The following is a 16,921-nucleotide window of genomic DNA, read 5'->3' on the forward strand; positions in this document are numbered from 1 at the left end:
ACAATGGAAACAAAAAAATTCGAGAAAAACATTTTGATTTACAGTGCAGTCGCAATTGTCATTTTTGCTTTAATCACATGGACACTTACTGATAATCAATTTAACCTCGCGATATCAATAAGACCAATTAATTTCTACTATAAACTGGTACCAATGGCGTTTTTAATAATTTATTACACTGTTGCATCACTTTTTAAAAGTAAAGCGCTAAGCGTCATAGTGTACACAATTTACTTATCAGTTGTTGGTTTTAATTTATTCGCTCTTATTTTTAGCCTGATTTCAGCTAATTTCTTATTGGCGTTAGTATATTTGCTTTTGATTGTGGCGTTTTTTATGGTCAATTTCTACTATATTAAGAGCAATAATCAGATCATTAATGACAACGTTAATAATCATGGAGATTACTTGAAGAGTTGGCTACACAGTATTTACCAAAATGTGATTACTAATAAACGGCTAGTAGTTTCAATTGTGGTGTACTACGTAATCAACAGTATCTTAAATAATCCAAAATAAAAAAGCACGTCAGTGCTTTTTTATTTTTATCTATTAATAGGATGACTAGCAACTAGTGCTTTAACTTGTTCGCGGGCGTCATTTAATAGGGCGTCATCACTAGGGTTATTTAATACTTTGATAATGATTTCAGCGACTTCTTCAGCGTCACTTTCATCGAAGTTACGACTGGTAATAGTAGGAGTTCCGATACGGATTCCTTCCATAGTATTACCGTCTTCTAGTGGTAATAGTTCCTTGTTAGTGGCGATGCCGACACTGTAAAGTAATTCGGCAGCTTGATGACCAGTTAGACCGGTTTGGTTTAAATCTAAAGTCATTTCATGATTTTCTGTATTTCCAGAAACAACGCGGATCTTGTCATCTTGGTTGAAGATGGCAGCCATTGCTTGAGCATTCTTAATGACGTCAATTGCGTATTGATGGAATGATGGTTGAAGTGCTTCGCCTAATGCTACCGCTTTAGCAGCAATAACGTGTTCTAAGGCACCACTTTGTGAGATTGGGAAAACGGCGTAGTCTAGTTTTTCCGCGTATTTGGCTTTAGCTAGAATTAGTCCACCACGAGGGCCACGTAAAGTTTTGTGAGTGGTTGAAGTTACTACGTCAGCGACTTCAACTGGATTAGGATGCACACCAGCAGCGACTAAACCAGCGATGTGGGCCATATCGACCATTAGAATGGCACCAACTTCATCAGCGATTTTTCTGAATTCAGTCCAATCGATCACGTGGCTGTATGCGGAAGCACCAGCGATGATTAACTTAGGTTGGACTTCTAAGGCGATTTCACGAATTTTTTCGAAGTCCAGTAATTCAGTTTCTGGATCCACACCGTAAAAATGTGATTCGTATAGTTGACCGGAAAAGTTATGTTTTTGACCGTGGGTAAAGTGACCACCAGCGTGTTCACTCATTGCTAAAATCTTGTCGCCGGGTTCTAGGAAAGCAGCGTAAACCGCTTGGTTAGCTTGGCTTCCTGAGTGGGGATGTACGTTGGCGTATTCAGCATTGAATAGTTCTTCGGCACGACGTTTCGCAATCTTGTCAATTTCATCAATTGCTTCGTTTCCGGTATAGACACGTTTGTCGGGATAACCTACCGCATATTTATTGGTTAACACAGAGCCTTGGGCGGCGCAAACTGCTTGTGATGCGATGTTTTCTGATGCGATTAATTCAATCACATTGTCTTGACGTTGATGTTCTTGTTGAATGGCGTTAAAAATCTCTGGATCTTCTTTTGAAAAATCATACATAATTTGATACTCCTTTAGTAATAAAAAACGCCCCTGTACTTTCGTACAAGGGCGTTTCAACACTGTTCCACCTTATTTTATATCAAGCTCACACTTGATACCTCTGGTTCTTAATGCGCATTAAGATTTCGATTCAATTGATATAGCTTGACTGCCTTCATTCAAGAACTAGGTATCTCGTTGCACTAAATCAGATACTCGCTTAACTAGTTGATTTGAATTACTACTTTCAAGTTGCAATTAGAATATATCAAAAAATTTAGACTGTCAAACTATTTTTTGCATTAATCTGGAATTCTGTTTTGGAAACGGTGGTAAAAACTCCATGCAATGATGATGAAGAAGACGGGTCCAAATAGTGTCCAGAATGCGGTTTGGAAGTCATTTTGTAATAGTGGTTGTAGGGTGGTAAAAATAATTGAAAAACTTAATGCTAAAATTGTCACGATAGAAGTAATCCAAGTTGACCACTTATTCTTGTAAAAGACGAAATTATCACTAGTTTGGGTGATGTGCTTCTTAAATACTGGGAATGCGACAACCAAGAATAGGTATGGCACTGCTGTTGTCATGTTGTTCATGTCAGTTAAGATAGTGTAGAAAGTTTGGGCACTTGATCCACCGAAGGAAATACCAGCAATGATTAAGACAATGACGAAACATTGTGCCCAAAGAGCATTGGCAGGGACGTTGAAACGGTTAATCTTAGTTAAACGACTTGGCCATAGTTCCTTTGGTGAACCTTCGATAAATGACTTGATTGGTGCATATGTTAGGAAAATAAATTCCCCAGCGTAACTTAGGAATCCAGTTAAACTAGTGATACGAGTTACCCATTGACCAACTATTAGTGATTGCGCAACGCTTAAGTGTAAGAAGTTGTGACCGAAGACGTAACCTAAGTTAGTTAATAATGCAAAACGGACGTTACCTAAGTTAACGTTTGAACCGCTTAAAGTATGTAGCCAATTAGTACTAATTCCACATAGTAAAATACCAACTAAGTATCCAACAGTCATGATTACAGTTGCAATCACCACGGCACGTGGGAAAGTCTTCTTAGGGTTCTTAGTGTTGTCGGTAATACTACCTAATGTTTCCATACCAGCATATGCAAAGATTGCGTAAACTAGGAATGAAAATACAGCAATTGGTGATTGGAATGCAGGGTTTGGTGAGTGAATTAATGCATGGGCAGTAACTGGTTCAGCAAAGTGACCATGGTTAGCTGCTAAAACAAAAATTGATAGTAAAATGAAAATTGCCATATCGAAAATTCCGATAAGTCCACTGAAGTAAGATAGGCTCGCGATTGACTTCATACCGTGGTTTGCTAACCAAGTTACGATTACAATCACGATAATACCTAAAATCCCAACAGTTGCGGTTGAATCCAGTGAACCGATGTGCCAGCTACCAGTAGTATCATGTCCTGAAATAGTAACGGCTAGTGGAATCCACATTGTAGTTAACATGAAAACTAAAGTGATGATCCATCCGGCTAACCAAGTAAAACTACCGATGAATGCCCACTTTTTACCGATACAATTTTCAAGCCAGGAATAAATTCCACCGTGAGCATCCTTGTATGATGAACCAAATTCAGCGAACATCATACTAGTAGGAATGAAGAATAGCACTGCTCCTAATACATACCAGAGAATACTTGAGTATCCCATTTGATAAAATGCTGTTTGCGAATTTGAAATTCCAAAAATGGTTGAAAAGATAATTAAAACCAATCCCATCGTTGAAATCTTCTTGTTGACTGAAACCTTATCCATAAAAATCATTCTCCTCTCAAAAGAAGAGTGCTAAGGTAAAGAAAAAGGCCACCAATTGATTGTTGTTATCAAAAGGGGGCCTACTCAATAAGAAAGGACTATTCGAATTAGAATAGTCCTTTTAAAATTATTATCGTGTTAAATTTCTCTACGTATAATCTTAAAAGCACCCCGTGAATATCTCCATTCACGACAGTCCCTAGCTTATTCAACTAGGACCCAACAAGTTAGTTTTTTAGGAAACTAATTGTTTCGGCAAATGTCCCTTTAACTTAGTATCAACACCACCTAAATGGCTCTCCTAAGCTACTCTTAACATCTGCGCCTCTTCCTTAGATAAATTATTAAGTTATTTACACTTTAACGCTAAATAAAAAAATTGTAAACAAAAAATTATAGATTCATTAATTATTGTTGTGATTTTCCTGTTCACGACGGGAAATTTGTTCTCTCATTTGTTGGTTTTGAGCTTTTAGACGATTAACCATTTGTTCTGTTTGTTGCGTTTGTAAATCCATTTCACGACTTGCGCGTTTTCTTTCGTCGCGATCAAAATATAAACTAAATAGCCAAGCGACGAAAAGGCAGGTGAAGACAATTGCAAAGCCAATTCCGACAAGGACAAACATTAAAACAATTGCAAAAATGATTAAACCCATAACTTAAAACCCCTTATATATGTATTATTAAAAAGTAATTATACACCTAATATAATTACTTTTTAATTAAATTATTTATGACGAGGATATTGGTGTTCAATTTCATAAACTACTTCGGGGTCGTCACCAGTACGCATATCTTGATTTAAGTCATCAATTGATTGCATTTCGTGATCTGATAATTCGAAGTCGAATAAGTCGCCATTTTCCAAGATTCGTTCAGGAGTGCTGGACTTTGGAATAATCGCGACACCGTTTTGTAGATGCCATCTTAATATGACTTGAGCGACTGACTTACCATGTGCTTTAGCGATCGCTTGAATTGTTTCATCGTGCAAAGTGGCTCCACGGCCCATAGGACTCCATGCTTGGGTCACGATTTGTTCTTCGTTATTGGCAGCCAACATTGATTTTTGACTTAGGTAGGGATGCACTTCGATTTGGTTAACGGCTGGCATTTCAGTTGCTTGGGTCTTTAATAAATCCAAATGAGTTTGGTGATAATTACTTACCCCAATTGACTTCACTTTTCCTGCTTTTTTGGCATCTTCAAAGGCACGCCAAGTTTCAAAGAAGTGGCTACGGACAGGCCAGTGCACCAACAATAAATCAATGTAATCAGTTTGGAGATTAGCTAATGATTCATCAATCGCATCTAAAGTGGATTGATAACCTTGTTTTGGTTCTGGTATTTTTGTGGTGATAAATATTTCATTTCTGTTAATTTGTAGCTTTTTAATTGAATTTCCTAGTAGATGTTCATTATTATAGAATTGGGCAGTATCAAATAATCGATAACCAGCCTTAAACGCTGCATCAATGGCAGCGTCCATACTATCTTGATCAGCTAATTTGTAGGTTCCAAATCCTAAAATAGGCATTTGGTTACCGTCATTTAGTTTAATGGTATCTGAAATTGAGTTAGGCATATAAAAGGCCTCCTTTTTAGTTTAACCATCCTTATGATAGTTCATTAAAAGCCGATAAATCAAATTTTTTACATCTAAAAGGGGTGTTGATATTGCAATCTAAAATCGATAGCCAAAAGGGCTTAACCGAAGAACAAGCAAAACGTTTGTATAACCAAGGTTTGCATAATATTAAGCGCACTGGTTTTACTAAAACGATTCCGCAAATTTTAAAAACGAATACGTTCACGTTATTCAACTTGATTAACATCGTCTTAGCTGCGATGGTCTTTTATACTGGCGATTACAAAAACCTTTTGTTTTTAGTGATTGCGATTTCCAACACCGTCATTGGTAGTATTCAAGAAATTCGTTCGAAATTACAATTAGATAAGATGGCGATTTTATCTGAAGGTTTAATTCGGGTAGTCAGAGATGGTCATACCAAAGAGATAAAACCGGATCAAATCGTCCTAGGCGACGTCTTATTAATCGGTCATGGTGACCAAATTCCTATTGATGGAAAAGTCTTAACATCCGAATCACTTCAAGTTGATGAATCTCAAATCACTGGTGAAACTAATTCAATCGAAAAGCAACACGGTGATGCGATTACATCAGGAAGTTTTGTTATTAGTGGAAGCGCCCGCATCGTGGCGACTGAAGTCGGTGATGAAACATTCGTTAACCGAATGGAATCTGAAGTGACACGTACTCATAAAGATTCTGATAGTAAGATGTTGAAAACCATCAACAAGATTATTAAATGGCTTACCTTTGTGATCGTGCCATTGGGGGCATTACTACTAGTTACCAAATTAGCTCGTGGTGACGACATCAATAAAGCTTTGCTAGGAACGGTTGCGGCGATGATTGGAATGATTCCAGAAGGATTGGTTCTATTATCATCAGTCACTCTAGCTGTGTCGGCTGCTAAACTAGCTCGTCATAAGGTCTTAGTTAGAGCATTGCCAGCGATTGAAACTCTAGCCCGTGTTGATACGATTTGTTTGGATAAGACCGGAACTATTACTACTGGTAAGCTTCAATTTGAAAAAATCTTACCACTTCAAAATCATTCAGAAGCCGCATTAAAACAAACTCTGGGTCGCATCGTATACGCGTTTGAAGACGATAACGAAACTTCGACTTCGATTAAAAAGGCGATTGATGACCCTGAATTAACCTTAAGTAGTAAATTCCCATTCTCATCAGAAACAAAGTGGAGTGGAGTCGAAACTGACGATGGTAATTTTGTTATGGGAGCACCTCAATTTATTGTTCCTGAAATGGATGAATCAACCCAAAAGACAATCGATGAATATGCGAACCAAGGTTACCGTGTCTTAGCGTTAGTCCAAAGTCATCGTTCGTTGAAAGAACCATTGGATGATGTTGAATTATTAGGTTTAATTTTAATCAGTGATGAAATTCGCCCGGATGCAGCAACTACCCTTGATTACTTTAAGCAACAAGGTGTTGCTTTACGTGTAATTTCAGGGGATGATCCTAAAACGGTTAGTGCGATTGCGCGACGAGTGGGCTTAGATCACAGTGACCGCTTTGTTGACATGACAACTGTTGAATTTGATGCTGACTATCAAGAATTGGTGCAACGATACGTGGTCTTTGGTCGAGTAACGCCACAACAAAAGAAACGTTTGATTCGTGCTTACCAATTAAATGGTAATACCGTTGCCATGACAGGTGACGGGGTTAACGATATGTTAGCAATGAAACAAGCGAACTGTGGAATTGCGATGGCATCCGGTAGTGAAAGCACAAAGGGAATTGCGGATTTTGTAATGATTAATTCTAACTTTGCTGCGATGATTGATGTTTTAGCAGAAGGACGTCGTGTTATCAATAACATCGGAAGTGTCGCTTCATTGTATTTAATTAAGACAATGTTCTCGTTGTCACTTTCGATTCTATTTATGTTTAGTATTCATAGTTATCCGTTCCAACCTATTCAATTGACACCAATCAATACCTTTATGGTGGGATTACCATCATTCTTATTGGCATTAGCCCCTAACTATCAAAGAGTAACTAACCAGTTTAGTTCCAAGATTTATAAAGTCGCATTACCAGCTGCGATTACTATCGTGGGATATGTGGTCTTGATTATCTACATTGGAAAAGCTTTCGACTTTAATTATATTCAACGAGCTACAATTAGTGTGTTGGTAACCGGATGCGTGTACTGGATTGCTTTATTTAAAGCATCTCGTCCATTGAATAATGTTAAGATTTCAATTATCGCACCATCGATTGTTATCTTTGCGGCGATATTCTTATTCTTCCCTAAGGCGTTTTCATTAGTTGACGTCTTTACGATGCCAATTATTATTCCAGCATCAATTGTGGTGGTAACTGCTGTTCCAGTCTTTATCTTGATTTCTTCAATTGTTCACCGTGTGTTAGTTAAAATGAACCCAGAAAAATTTAGCGATGCTATTTAAGCTAGTTTTTTATACTAGTTGATGTGATATAATTACGTTAACGGGGTGATCGAATGAACAGCAAGTACACTAAATGGCAAAATCAAATGAAAGAAGTAACCCTCCCTAAGTGGGAAGAACTTCCTAAGTTTGATTTATACATGGATCAACTAGTGGCTGTCGTAAATGAAGCTATCGGACCATTAGGGATGGATACAGTCACTAAGTCAATGGTAAATAATTACGTAAAAAATAAGGCGACATTTGCGCCAGTAAAGAAAAAATATCAAACTGTCCATGTGGCAGATATTATTATTATCAGTTTATTAAAACCAGTTTTCTCAATTAAGGATATTCGACAAGGAATTGATGAAGTTACCAAACAACAATTTCCCAAGCAAGCCTACGATGAATTTATCGAAATGCTAGTGCAAAGATTGCACCATATTGCTGATGGCGAACAAGTCCAGCATGATGGGACAGATATCGAAAACTTATTGAGTGCTATTGCGGACACGATTGTGAACCGTTTGATTGCTAATGAAATTTTCGCTGATATGACACATGAATAATAAAAAAACGTCCTACAAGTTGTAGGGCGTTTTTTGTATCGAATTAAATCTAAATCAGCTAAAATAGAAATAAATCACAGGGGGATGTTTTGATGGAAACTTTAGAAGAATTACGTACATATGTGAAATCACAACTACAAGATGATACCACCGGACATGATTTTGCCCACATTGAACGAGTTGTGTCATTAGCTGAAATAATTGCGGAACAAACAGATGGTGTGAATGAAAAGATTGTCATTACCGCTGCATACTTACATGATGTGATTGATGATAAACTTGTTGACGATGTCGATAAGCAAGAAGCATCAGTCCAAACAAAACTAAAGAGTCTTGCTTACACTGATACTGAAATTGATGCGGTGATGGATATCATCACCCACATGTCATATAGTGCTAATTTGGTTCATCAATATGCTCTATCAATTGATGGTCAAATCGTCCAAGATGCGGATCGACTAGACGCAATTGGCGCCATCGGCGTCGCTCGCGCTATGTATTTTGGGGGTCACTTTGGCGATACCATTTATGACCCCGCTCAAACACCTCGCCAGAATATGGACAAAAGCGAATACCGTAAACATACAACGGTAATTAATCACTTTTATGAGAAGTTATTTAAATTGCCAAACTTAATGAATACAAATGCTGCGAAGAAAATCGCAACTAATCGTCAGAAGTTCATGCAGGAATTTGTTAATGAGTTTATAGACGAATGGCGAGGCATTCATTAATAGTTACGGATTATTTAACGATATCCACGAATTTTCCGTTAACTAATTTAACTAAATCGTTAGCGTCTAATTCAACGGAACGACCAACTTGGCCTGATGAGACTAAAATTTGACCCTGTCTTTGAGCTTCGTTGTCGATATAAATAGGGTAGTGGAATTTTTCATAAATTCCGATTGGTGTGTTTGCACCATGTACATAACCGGTGGTCTTTAAAAGATCCTTTAAAGGCACCATATTCACTTTTTTATTGCCAGATTCCTTGGCTAATTTCTTTTCATCTAAATGTTGATCCAATGGCACCACGCCGACGACAGGACCAGTCGTTTTACCTTCTAAAACTAAAGTCTTGTAGATGGTATGTTGATCTGTATCTGCTTCGACTTCTAATTGCGCCACGTTATTTTCGTCATGAGTGGCGAACTGGTGTTGGATATAAGAAATGTTATTTTTATCAAGAATTTGTTCCACTAATGTCTTGTGGACCTTTGCTTTCTTTTTGCCCATTTCAAAATCACCTCGGTATTCATTTTAGCATAGATTTTACAATGTTCTCATGGTAAGATATAACATATTAAAAATGGTATATATAAAAACAGATATATTATGAGGTGAACAAATGAATTGGTTATTAATATTAGTTACGTTTTTAGGAGTTAATTTAGATTTTTTCTTTATCTTACTTCTACTATTGAAGAAATATAATTTAAAGTCAGTAATGATGGGATATTTATTAGGACTATGGACTTTATTGATTTTAAGCTTTAGTGTCGGTCAAATCTTAGATCAATTCTTACCAGAATGGTTGTTAGGATTGTTAGGATTGCTTCCAATTTACATGGCATTAAAAGATGAGGATGAAGAAGCAAAAGAAGTTAATCATAAATCACCAGTCGTGATTACGTTAATTACTTACTTATCAGTCTGTGCTGGTTGTAACTTGTCGTTATTCTTACCAGTTTTATCAACTATTAGTGCTGTACAAATTATCGAAGTGATAGTTGTTTTGACTGTATTATCACTACTTATTATTTTATTAATTAAGGCGATTGGTAATATTCAATCAATTAACGACTTAATGGAAAAATACGGTGAAATTTTAACCAAGGTCGTGTATATTGGTGTCGGAATTTATGTATTATTCGATAGTGGATTGATTACACATGTGATTAGTTGGTTTTAGGAGATGATAAGATGGCAATGGCAAAACAAGAAGTAATCGCTGAAGTCGCAAAGATTTATAAAGTCTTAAGCAACGAAAGACGAATTCGGATTGTGACTTGTTTAATGGAAGCTTCAGAACCCATCAGTGTTAATTCCATTTGCGAACTAACCGATTTAGAACAACCGGTAGTTTCTAAGCAATTAAATTTATTGCATCAATATCAAATTGTTTGCAAAGAAAAACAAGGCAACAAGGTGTTGTATACCGTTGATGATCCACACATCGTGGAGATGATTGCGGACATGATTAATCACGTCAAACACGAGTTGGTGGGCAAGCCCCATCCAAAGAATCTTTTCTAGGGATGTATAACTACTTTTATAAATCTGTTATACTGATTTTTAGAAAAAATACACAAGGAGAATGCAATGGCTGATTTAGTTTACCGAAGAGTGCTGGCCGATTTAAAGCAAAAGATAATCGACAACCAGTTTGAAAATAAGCGCTTACCAGATGAGCGAACTTTAAGTGAATCATATAATGTAAGCCGTAGTTCGGTAAAACGAGCACTGAAAGAATTGGCTGATGATGGCATTATCTTTAAAAAACGTGGTTCCGGTACATTTATTAATCCTTTATATATGAAGAATAAAACCATTTTTCATTATGAAGGTTCTAACTTAGGGATTACTGACAGTATGAAAAGTCAGGGGAAAGTGCCTAAGATTAAGCTACTTAGTTTTAATGTCATTCCTGCTAGCAAAGAAATTCAACAAGATTTATTCTTAGCTGAAGGCGACTTCGTATATGAAATTCAACGTCTACGTTTGTTTGATGACAAACCATTTATGATTGAAACTGGTTATATTCCAATTAAGATTGCGCCGGAATTAACCAAAGAGATTGTAGAACAATCCATTTTCAATTACGTTGAAGATACAATTCACAAAAGTGTCACGCGATCATTTTTATCAATTTTGGCGAGTCCATCGAATGAACAAGACCAAAAATTATTAAATCTAAAACCAACTGAACCAGTTGGGGTAATGGAAGGGATTTTCTTCCTAGATGACGGGACTCCATTTGAGGTTTCCAACATGCGTTTACACTATCAATATCTACGTTACAACACGTTTGTGATGGTTTAAAAAATAATATCAAAAAAGTTATGAAAATCATTGGACTATTATGGAAAAATCGTTCATAATAATGTCGTTATGATAATGGTGAAATTACGATAATATAATTGGACCGTATCAATTTGTAAAAAGGTTGACTTTTTATGAAAAATCTTTATTATATTCATTGTAATTAAAATTATCGGGTGTAGTCTGATAATTTTTCCATTATTAATTTCAATAGTTTTTATTTTAAAAGGAGTGTTAATTAATGGCTCAAGATTTCGATTCCAAGCAATACTTGGAAGAATTAGATAAATACTGGCGTACTGCTAACTACTTATCAGTAGGTCAACTATATCTAAAAGATAACCCATTATTAAAGAGAGAATTAACATCAGAAGATGTTAAAGTTAAGCCTATCGGTCACTGGGGTACTATCGTATCTCAAAACTTTATTTACGCACATTTAAACCGTGCTATCAACAAGTATGACCTAAACATGTTCTACATTGAAGGTTCAGGTCACGGTGGCCAAGTTATGGTATCTAACTCATACATTGATGGTAGTTACTCAGACATTTACCCAAACATCTCACAAGATGAAAAGGGTATGGCTAAATTATTCAAACAATTCTCATTCCCTGGTGGAGTTGCATCACATGCTGCCCCTGAAACTCCAGGTTCAATTCATGAAGGTGGAGAATTAGGTTACTCACTAGCCCACGGTGTTGGTGCTATCTTCGATAACCCTGATGTAATTGCCGCTGTTGAAATTGGTGATGGTGAATTAGAAACTGGTCCTCTAGCTGCAAGTTGGTTCTCAGACAAGTTTATCAACCCAGTTACTGATGGTGCCGTTCTACCTATCATTAACTTAAACGGTTTCAAGATCTCAAACCCAACTATCATGTCACGTATGTCAGACCAAGAAATTACTGACTACTTCAAGGGTATGGGCTGGAAGGCTTACTTCGTTGAAAACGAAGCTGACTTCGATGATCACATGGCTTACCACGAAAAGATGGCTAAAGTTATGGACGAAGCTGTTGAAGAAATTCAAGAAATTCAAAAGAATGCACGTAACAACGAAACTGCTGAAACTGCTACAGAACCAGTTTGGCCAGTACTTGTTGTTAGAACTCCAAAGGGTTGGACTGGTCCTAAGTTTGACTTAGACGGTAACCCAATTGAAAACTCATTCCGTGCTCACCAAATCCCAGTTGATGTTTCATCAGACAAGATGGAACACGCTGACTTAATCGTTGACTGGTTGAAGTCATACAAACCAGAAGAACTATTCAACGATGATGGTACTATCAAGGAAGACATTAAAGCTCTAGCACCTAAGGGTGACAGAAGAATGTCAGTTAACCCTATTACTAACGGTGGTATCGATCCTAAGCCACTTATCTTACCAGACGTTAAAGAATTTGCTGTTGACGTTAAGGTTCCAGGTCAAACTGTAGCCCAAGATATGGCTGTATGGAGTAACTGGTTAGGTGCCGTTATGAAGGCTAACCCAACTAACTTCCGTGCCTTTGGTCCTGACGAATCAATGTCAAACCGTCTATTCGGTGTGTTTGCTGAAACTGACCGTCAATGGATGGAAGACATCATGGAACCAAACGATGAATACGTTGGCCACTCAGGTCGTTTAATCGATTCACAACTTTCAGAACACCAAGCTGAAGGTTGGTTAGAAGGTTACGTATTAACTGGTCGTCATGGTTTCTTCGCAACTTACGAATCATTCGGTCGTGTTGTTGACTCAATGTTAACTCAACACTTCAAGTGGTTACGTAAAGCTGCTGACCAACCATGGAGAAGAAAGTACCCATCATTGAACTTTGTTGATACTTCAACTGTATTCCAACAAGATCACAATGGTTACACTCACCAAGACCCAGGTATGCTAACTCACTTAGCTGAAAAGAAACCTGAATTCATTCGTGAATACCTACCAGCTGATGCTAACTCATTATTAGCTGTTGGTAACGTTGCTTTTGCTAGTGAAGAAAAGATCAACTTGATCATCACTTCAAAACACCCACGTCCACAATGGTTCTCAATTGAAGAAGCTACTAACCTTGTAAACAATGGTTTAGGCTACATCGACTGGGCATCAACTGACCAAGGTCAAGAACCTGACGTAGTTATTGCTGCTGCTGGTACTGAACCTACTTGGGAATCACTAGCTGCAATTTCATTACTACATGAAGAATTCCCAGAAATGAAGATCAGATTCATCAACGTTGTTGACTTCTTGAAACTACGTTCACCTAAGGTTGACCCTCGTGGTTTAACTGATGAAGAATTTGACCGTCTATTCACTACTGACAAACCAGTTGTATTTGCATTCCACGGTTTCGAAGGCCTAGTTAAGGATGTATTCTTCGATCGTCACAACCACAACGTTCACGTTCACGGTTACCGTGAAAACGGTGATATCACTACACCATTCGACATGCGTGTATTGAACCAACTAGATCGTTTCGACCTAGCTAAGGAAGTTGTTAACGACATTCCAGAATACTCTGTTAAGGGTGCTTCATTCGTACAACGTATGAACGACATGGTTGACAAGCACAATGCTTACATCCGTGAAGTTGGTACTGACTTACCAGAAGTAAATGCATGGGAATGGAAACCATTAAAGTAATTCGTTAAATCGACATTAACTTTTAAAACCATATGAAAAGAGTCGCATCTTATGATGCGGCTCTTTTTTTACATATATTGATTAAATTGATTAGGCAGTGGGGCGTTAATATCAATTGTGTCGAAATAAAATGGACGGACTAAATGTAATTGGGTGGAGTGTAGTAACATTTGTTGATTATTTAAATTTTGTCCATATAAAGGGTCGCCCACAATTGGATGGTTAATTGATGCCAAATGGACCCTAAGTTGATGTGTTCGCCCAGTAAATAACTTTAATTGGACAATTGAGTGTTGCTCAGTGGTAGATAGGACCTGATAAGCAGTTTTAGCGGATAATGGATTAGCTCCATCAATTTTACGTTTGCGTTTGTCATCGGGGTCTAAACCAATTGAGTTTTCGATAATGCCGTTTAATTGTTTGAACTGACCGTCAACTACGGCGGTATAAATGCGATTAATTACTTTATCTTTAATCAGTCTAACCAAGATTGGAACTACTACCGGATTTTTACCGACGATTAAGGCGCCGGAAGTTTGCTGATCAAGACGATGAATCATATAAGCGTGCTGATTTTTTTTGTTTAAGTATGCCTCGCAGAAGTTTAAGACGGTATTTACTTCACCTGGTTGATTGGGGTGGGTCTTATATCCAGCTGGTTTATTGACCACTAAGATATCGTCATCTTCGTATAAAACCTCGATTGAATGGCTATCATCTGCGATGAGGTTTTGAACTGGTAGGGTGAAATCATCCTCAATAAAGGTTAAGTCAATTTCATCACCATTATTTACTAATGAATTCATTGTGATGTATTTTTGATTCACTAATACTCGTTTCTCACGGCGAAGTGGGTAGATGAAGTGTTTCGGAATTAGTAAGTGTTTTTTTAAATATTCTTTAATGCTGGTGGGTTTAGATAATCCCTTGATGGGAACTTGATAGTGCCATTTTTGCATTTTTTAGCCTCTTTTGGTTAATTCTATTACTCAAATGGTTTAAGTTGTGATAAGGTGTAAATAGTAATTTTTATTCGGAGGTCACTATGGACAAGAAAATCATTACAAGCTGGAGTTTGTTGTCACTTGCGATGTTTATTATTTGTGACGTATTAATGGGTGGTCACTCTTCTGATATCACCAAAACAGCCGTATTTGCGGTTGTTTTATATTTAGTGTTAATCATTGGTGGACTTAGAAATTGGCGCTTAGCGTACCATTTCTTACTATTTATTGTGGGTATTTACACATTAACCATGATTAGAATCGTCTTTATTTTTGCGACTGAACATAACAGTAGCGTTTCAATAATAACTTTTATTTTTGCAGTGTTAGGAATTATTGTCAACTTGTTGTGGTATCGAATTGCCGCCAAACAAATCAAAACTGACTATGTCCGAATCGTGAAAAAGAACGTAAAAAAATAAGATAGGTGTTAAATTAAATGGAAATAGATGCACAAAAATTTATTGAAGATGTTGAAAATGAAAAATACGAAACATTTTCAAGTGAAGTAACGCTTGCCAGCGTTAAAAAAGACCCTAAAAAAGCCTTTGCTGAAGCAGTCGCTTTTATGGATGAACAAATCAATAGTGGACGACTAGCTTCTGCCTTAGTTCAAGTAAAGGGCGAAGAAATTAGTTTTTACTTACAAAATGGCATTGTGAACTTACCATATCGCTACATCAAAAACATCTCGAAGATGATGAGCGACGAAGGTAACTGTCCGCTAAACGTTTATATGTTAGTGGAATCACCAGATGTAAACCGCTCTAAGTTAAGAATCGATGAATTATCAACACAAGACGACTTTACTGATAACGACGAGATTAACGCCAAACTAGTGGAATGGGTCAACCAACAACTAGCTGCTGTTGATGAAAATCGTGCGATTGCTGCTGAAGCTGATAAGCAAACTGATAAAAAGAAACCGGCTAAAAAACCAGCTGCTAAGAAAACCACTAAAAAGACCACTAAGAAAAAATAGGCAACAGTAGGTAATTTGTGTTATACTACTGTTTGCGATGAGTCGAGGAGATCACGCAGCGAAAGTTGTCTTCACAAGATGTGATTAAGTGATATTTTCGGAGGGGACACATTATGCGAACGTAATTCGCGTGTCTGGTATTTCGGTGATGTGAACACCACTTACCCGTCTACTTAGTAGATGCCAAAAAGGACGTAACTTCATTGAAGTTACGTCCTTTTTTCTTTTTATTTTACAAAGAATAATTGGTCATCGATTAAGTCGAAACGTTGATGATGTTGGTTTAATTTTTTGACGTCGTCAATTTCGATGAATTCAGCGTTGTCCCAGAAAATCTTTGAATCAGTTGCGCCATACTTTTCACCAATCGTGATTAGGGTAATATCTTTACCAGATTCACGAATTGCTGATAGTAAACGCCAATCGATGTCGACACCATCTGGTGACCAGCACATGATAATGTAATCAATCTCGTCTTGATATTTTTGAAATGCTTCAATCGCATCGAGGGCTTCGACGTCAGTTAGAAGGTGTTTACCGGTTTCGTTTTCCTTCGTCCAAGCTAAACTATCGGTACAAATTACATCTGCACCGTTATCACGCAGTCCCTTTGAAATATAACCATTACCGGCCATTACTTCTAATACTTTATGGCCATCTAAAAACTTAGCTAAATCATTGACGAATGGCGCTGAAATATAAGCCCACATTCCGTATTCATCCTCTAAGTAGTCACGAAATTCACGGATATCCTTATCTAACTTAGGTAGATTATCGACATAGGTGTTCCAGACTTGATCGCCCTTAGGGTCGCCCATTGGATATTTATTATTCACAAAGGTGAAGATGGTGTCTTGAATATCATCTGGCAAAAGTAATTCCGGTAAATCTTGCGGTAATTGCTTTTGCTGCAATAATCTATCGGCTTCTAAAATATTATTTAATAGGTATTTAATATCTGAAAAATCACTAAAGACCTCATAGTAATGCTTGATGCGTTCAATGTATGAAGGTTGATGGGTGATTTTTTTGTTTTTCTTCATTTTCTTAAGTAGTTTCTTTTTATCCATAGGAATCTCCTTGTAACGATTAGTTCTTATTCTATTGGAAAAA

The 16,921-nt window shown here is 37.2% G+C and carries 17 protein-coding genes and 1 riboswitch; of the genes, 10 read left to right on the forward strand and 7 right to left on the reverse strand.

Features of this window, described 5'->3' with window-relative positions:
- The first annotated feature begins 3 nt into the window (after window positions 1-3).
- Window positions 4-519, forward strand: coding sequence for a hypothetical protein (locus ABWU86_RS05525; RefSeq protein ID WP_353321879.1), 516 nt, complete (start codon window positions 4-6; stop codon window positions 517-519).
- A gap of 26 nt (window positions 520-545) precedes the next feature.
- On the opposite strand, the gene ABWU86_RS05530 is transcribed toward ABWU86_RS05525, so the two are convergent.
- From ABWU86_RS05530 to ABWU86_RS05545, 4 genes are all read right to left on the reverse strand, one after another.
- Window positions 546-1,778 carry a serine hydroxymethyltransferase gene (locus ABWU86_RS05530; RefSeq protein ID WP_353321881.1) on the reverse strand — a complete coding sequence of 411 codons (1,233 nt, stop codon included), beginning with the start codon at window positions 1,776-1,778 and terminating at the stop codon, window positions 546-548.
- A 284-nt stretch (window positions 1,779-2,062) separates the two neighbouring features.
- Window positions 2,063-3,562 carry a glutamate/gamma-aminobutyrate family transporter YjeM gene (gene yjeM / locus ABWU86_RS05535; RefSeq protein ID WP_353321883.1) on the reverse strand — a complete coding sequence of 500 codons (1,500 nt, stop codon included), beginning with the start codon at window positions 3,560-3,562 and terminating at the stop codon, window positions 2,063-2,065.
- A 156-nt stretch (window positions 3,563-3,718) separates the two neighbouring features.
- Window positions 3,719-3,900, reverse strand: a riboswitch (Lysine riboswitch).
- Between the two features lie 66 nt (window positions 3,901-3,966).
- Window positions 3,967-4,221 (reverse strand): hypothetical protein, encoded by a 255-nt coding sequence (locus tag ABWU86_RS05540; protein WP_053949554.1) that lies wholly within the window; start codon window positions 4,219-4,221, stop codon window positions 3,967-3,969.
- 71 nt (window positions 4,222-4,292) lie between these two features.
- A complete protein-coding gene (locus ABWU86_RS05545; protein WP_353321886.1) occupies window positions 4,293-5,150 on the reverse strand; it encodes an aldo/keto reductase in 858 nt (285 codons plus the stop codon).
- A 92-nt stretch (window positions 5,151-5,242) separates the two neighbouring features.
- On the opposite strand from ABWU86_RS05545, the gene ABWU86_RS05550 reads away from it, so the two are divergent.
- The 3 genes from ABWU86_RS05550 (at window position 5,243) to ABWU86_RS05560 (ending at window position 8,879) form a co-directional block, all read left to right on the forward strand.
- A complete protein-coding gene (locus ABWU86_RS05550; RefSeq protein ID WP_435370534.1) occupies window positions 5,243-7,594 on the forward strand; it encodes an HAD-IC family P-type ATPase in 2,352 nt (783 codons plus the stop codon).
- Window positions 7,595-7,647: 53 nt separating this feature from the next.
- Window positions 7,648-8,145, forward strand: coding sequence for a DUF1836 domain-containing protein (locus ABWU86_RS05555; protein ID WP_053949557.1), 498 nt, complete (start codon window positions 7,648-7,650; stop codon window positions 8,143-8,145).
- A 92-nt stretch (window positions 8,146-8,237) separates the two neighbouring features.
- Window positions 8,238-8,879 (forward strand): HD domain-containing protein, encoded by a 642-nt coding sequence (locus tag ABWU86_RS05560; protein WP_353321890.1) that lies wholly within the window; start codon window positions 8,238-8,240, stop codon window positions 8,877-8,879.
- Between the two features lie 10 nt (window positions 8,880-8,889).
- On the opposite strand, the gene ybaK is transcribed toward ABWU86_RS05560, so the two are convergent.
- Complete coding sequence (ybaK, locus tag ABWU86_RS05565) at window positions 8,890-9,384, reverse strand: Cys-tRNA(Pro) deacylase (protein ID WP_053949559.1); 495 nt, start codon at window positions 9,382-9,384, stop codon at window positions 8,890-8,892.
- 112 nt (window positions 9,385-9,496) lie between these two features.
- On the opposite strand from ybaK, the gene ABWU86_RS05570 reads away from it, so the two are divergent.
- From ABWU86_RS05570 to ABWU86_RS05585, 4 genes are all read left to right on the forward strand, one after another.
- Entirely contained in the window at window positions 9,497-10,060 is a 564-nt protein-coding gene (locus ABWU86_RS05570; RefSeq protein ID WP_353321892.1) for a cadmium resistance transporter, read from the forward strand.
- Between the two features lie 11 nt (window positions 10,061-10,071).
- Window positions 10,072-10,404 (forward strand): ArsR/SmtB family transcription factor, encoded by a 333-nt coding sequence (locus ABWU86_RS05575; RefSeq protein ID WP_237756906.1) that lies wholly within the window; start codon window positions 10,072-10,074, stop codon window positions 10,402-10,404.
- A 66-nt stretch (window positions 10,405-10,470) separates the two neighbouring features.
- A complete protein-coding gene (locus ABWU86_RS05580; protein WP_053949561.1) occupies window positions 10,471-11,190 on the forward strand; it encodes a GntR family transcriptional regulator in 720 nt (239 codons plus the stop codon).
- 241 nt (window positions 11,191-11,431) lie between these two features.
- Complete coding sequence (locus ABWU86_RS05585) at window positions 11,432-13,822, forward strand: phosphoketolase family protein (RefSeq protein ID WP_053949562.1); 2,391 nt, start codon at window positions 11,432-11,434, stop codon at window positions 13,820-13,822.
- Between the two features lie 68 nt (window positions 13,823-13,890).
- On the opposite strand, the gene ABWU86_RS05590 is transcribed toward ABWU86_RS05585, so the two are convergent.
- On the reverse strand, window positions 13,891-14,781 hold the full coding sequence (locus ABWU86_RS05590; RefSeq protein ID WP_353321895.1) for an RluA family pseudouridine synthase: 891 nt from the start codon (window positions 14,779-14,781) through the stop codon (window positions 13,891-13,893).
- Between the two features lie 86 nt (window positions 14,782-14,867).
- Between ABWU86_RS05590 and ABWU86_RS05595 the strand changes: the two genes are divergently transcribed.
- A complete protein-coding gene (locus ABWU86_RS05595; RefSeq protein WP_353321897.1) occupies window positions 14,868-15,248 on the forward strand; it encodes a hypothetical protein in 381 nt (126 codons plus the stop codon).
- A 17-nt stretch (window positions 15,249-15,265) separates the two neighbouring features.
- Window positions 15,266-15,808 (forward strand): hypothetical protein, encoded by a 543-nt coding sequence (locus tag ABWU86_RS05600; protein WP_293793996.1) that lies wholly within the window; start codon window positions 15,266-15,268, stop codon window positions 15,806-15,808.
- Between the two features lie 227 nt (window positions 15,809-16,035).
- Here ABWU86_RS05600 and ABWU86_RS05605 read toward each other — a convergent pair whose 3' ends face one another.
- A complete protein-coding gene (locus ABWU86_RS05605; protein ID WP_353321900.1) occupies window positions 16,036-16,878 on the reverse strand; it encodes a class I SAM-dependent methyltransferase in 843 nt (280 codons plus the stop codon).
- Window positions 16,879-16,921: the final 43 nt, after the last annotated feature.

The organism is Apilactobacillus pseudapinorum, from assembly GCF_040369555.1.
In the GTDB taxonomy this organism is placed as follows: Bacteria; Bacillota; Bacilli; order Lactobacillales; family Lactobacillaceae; genus Apilactobacillus.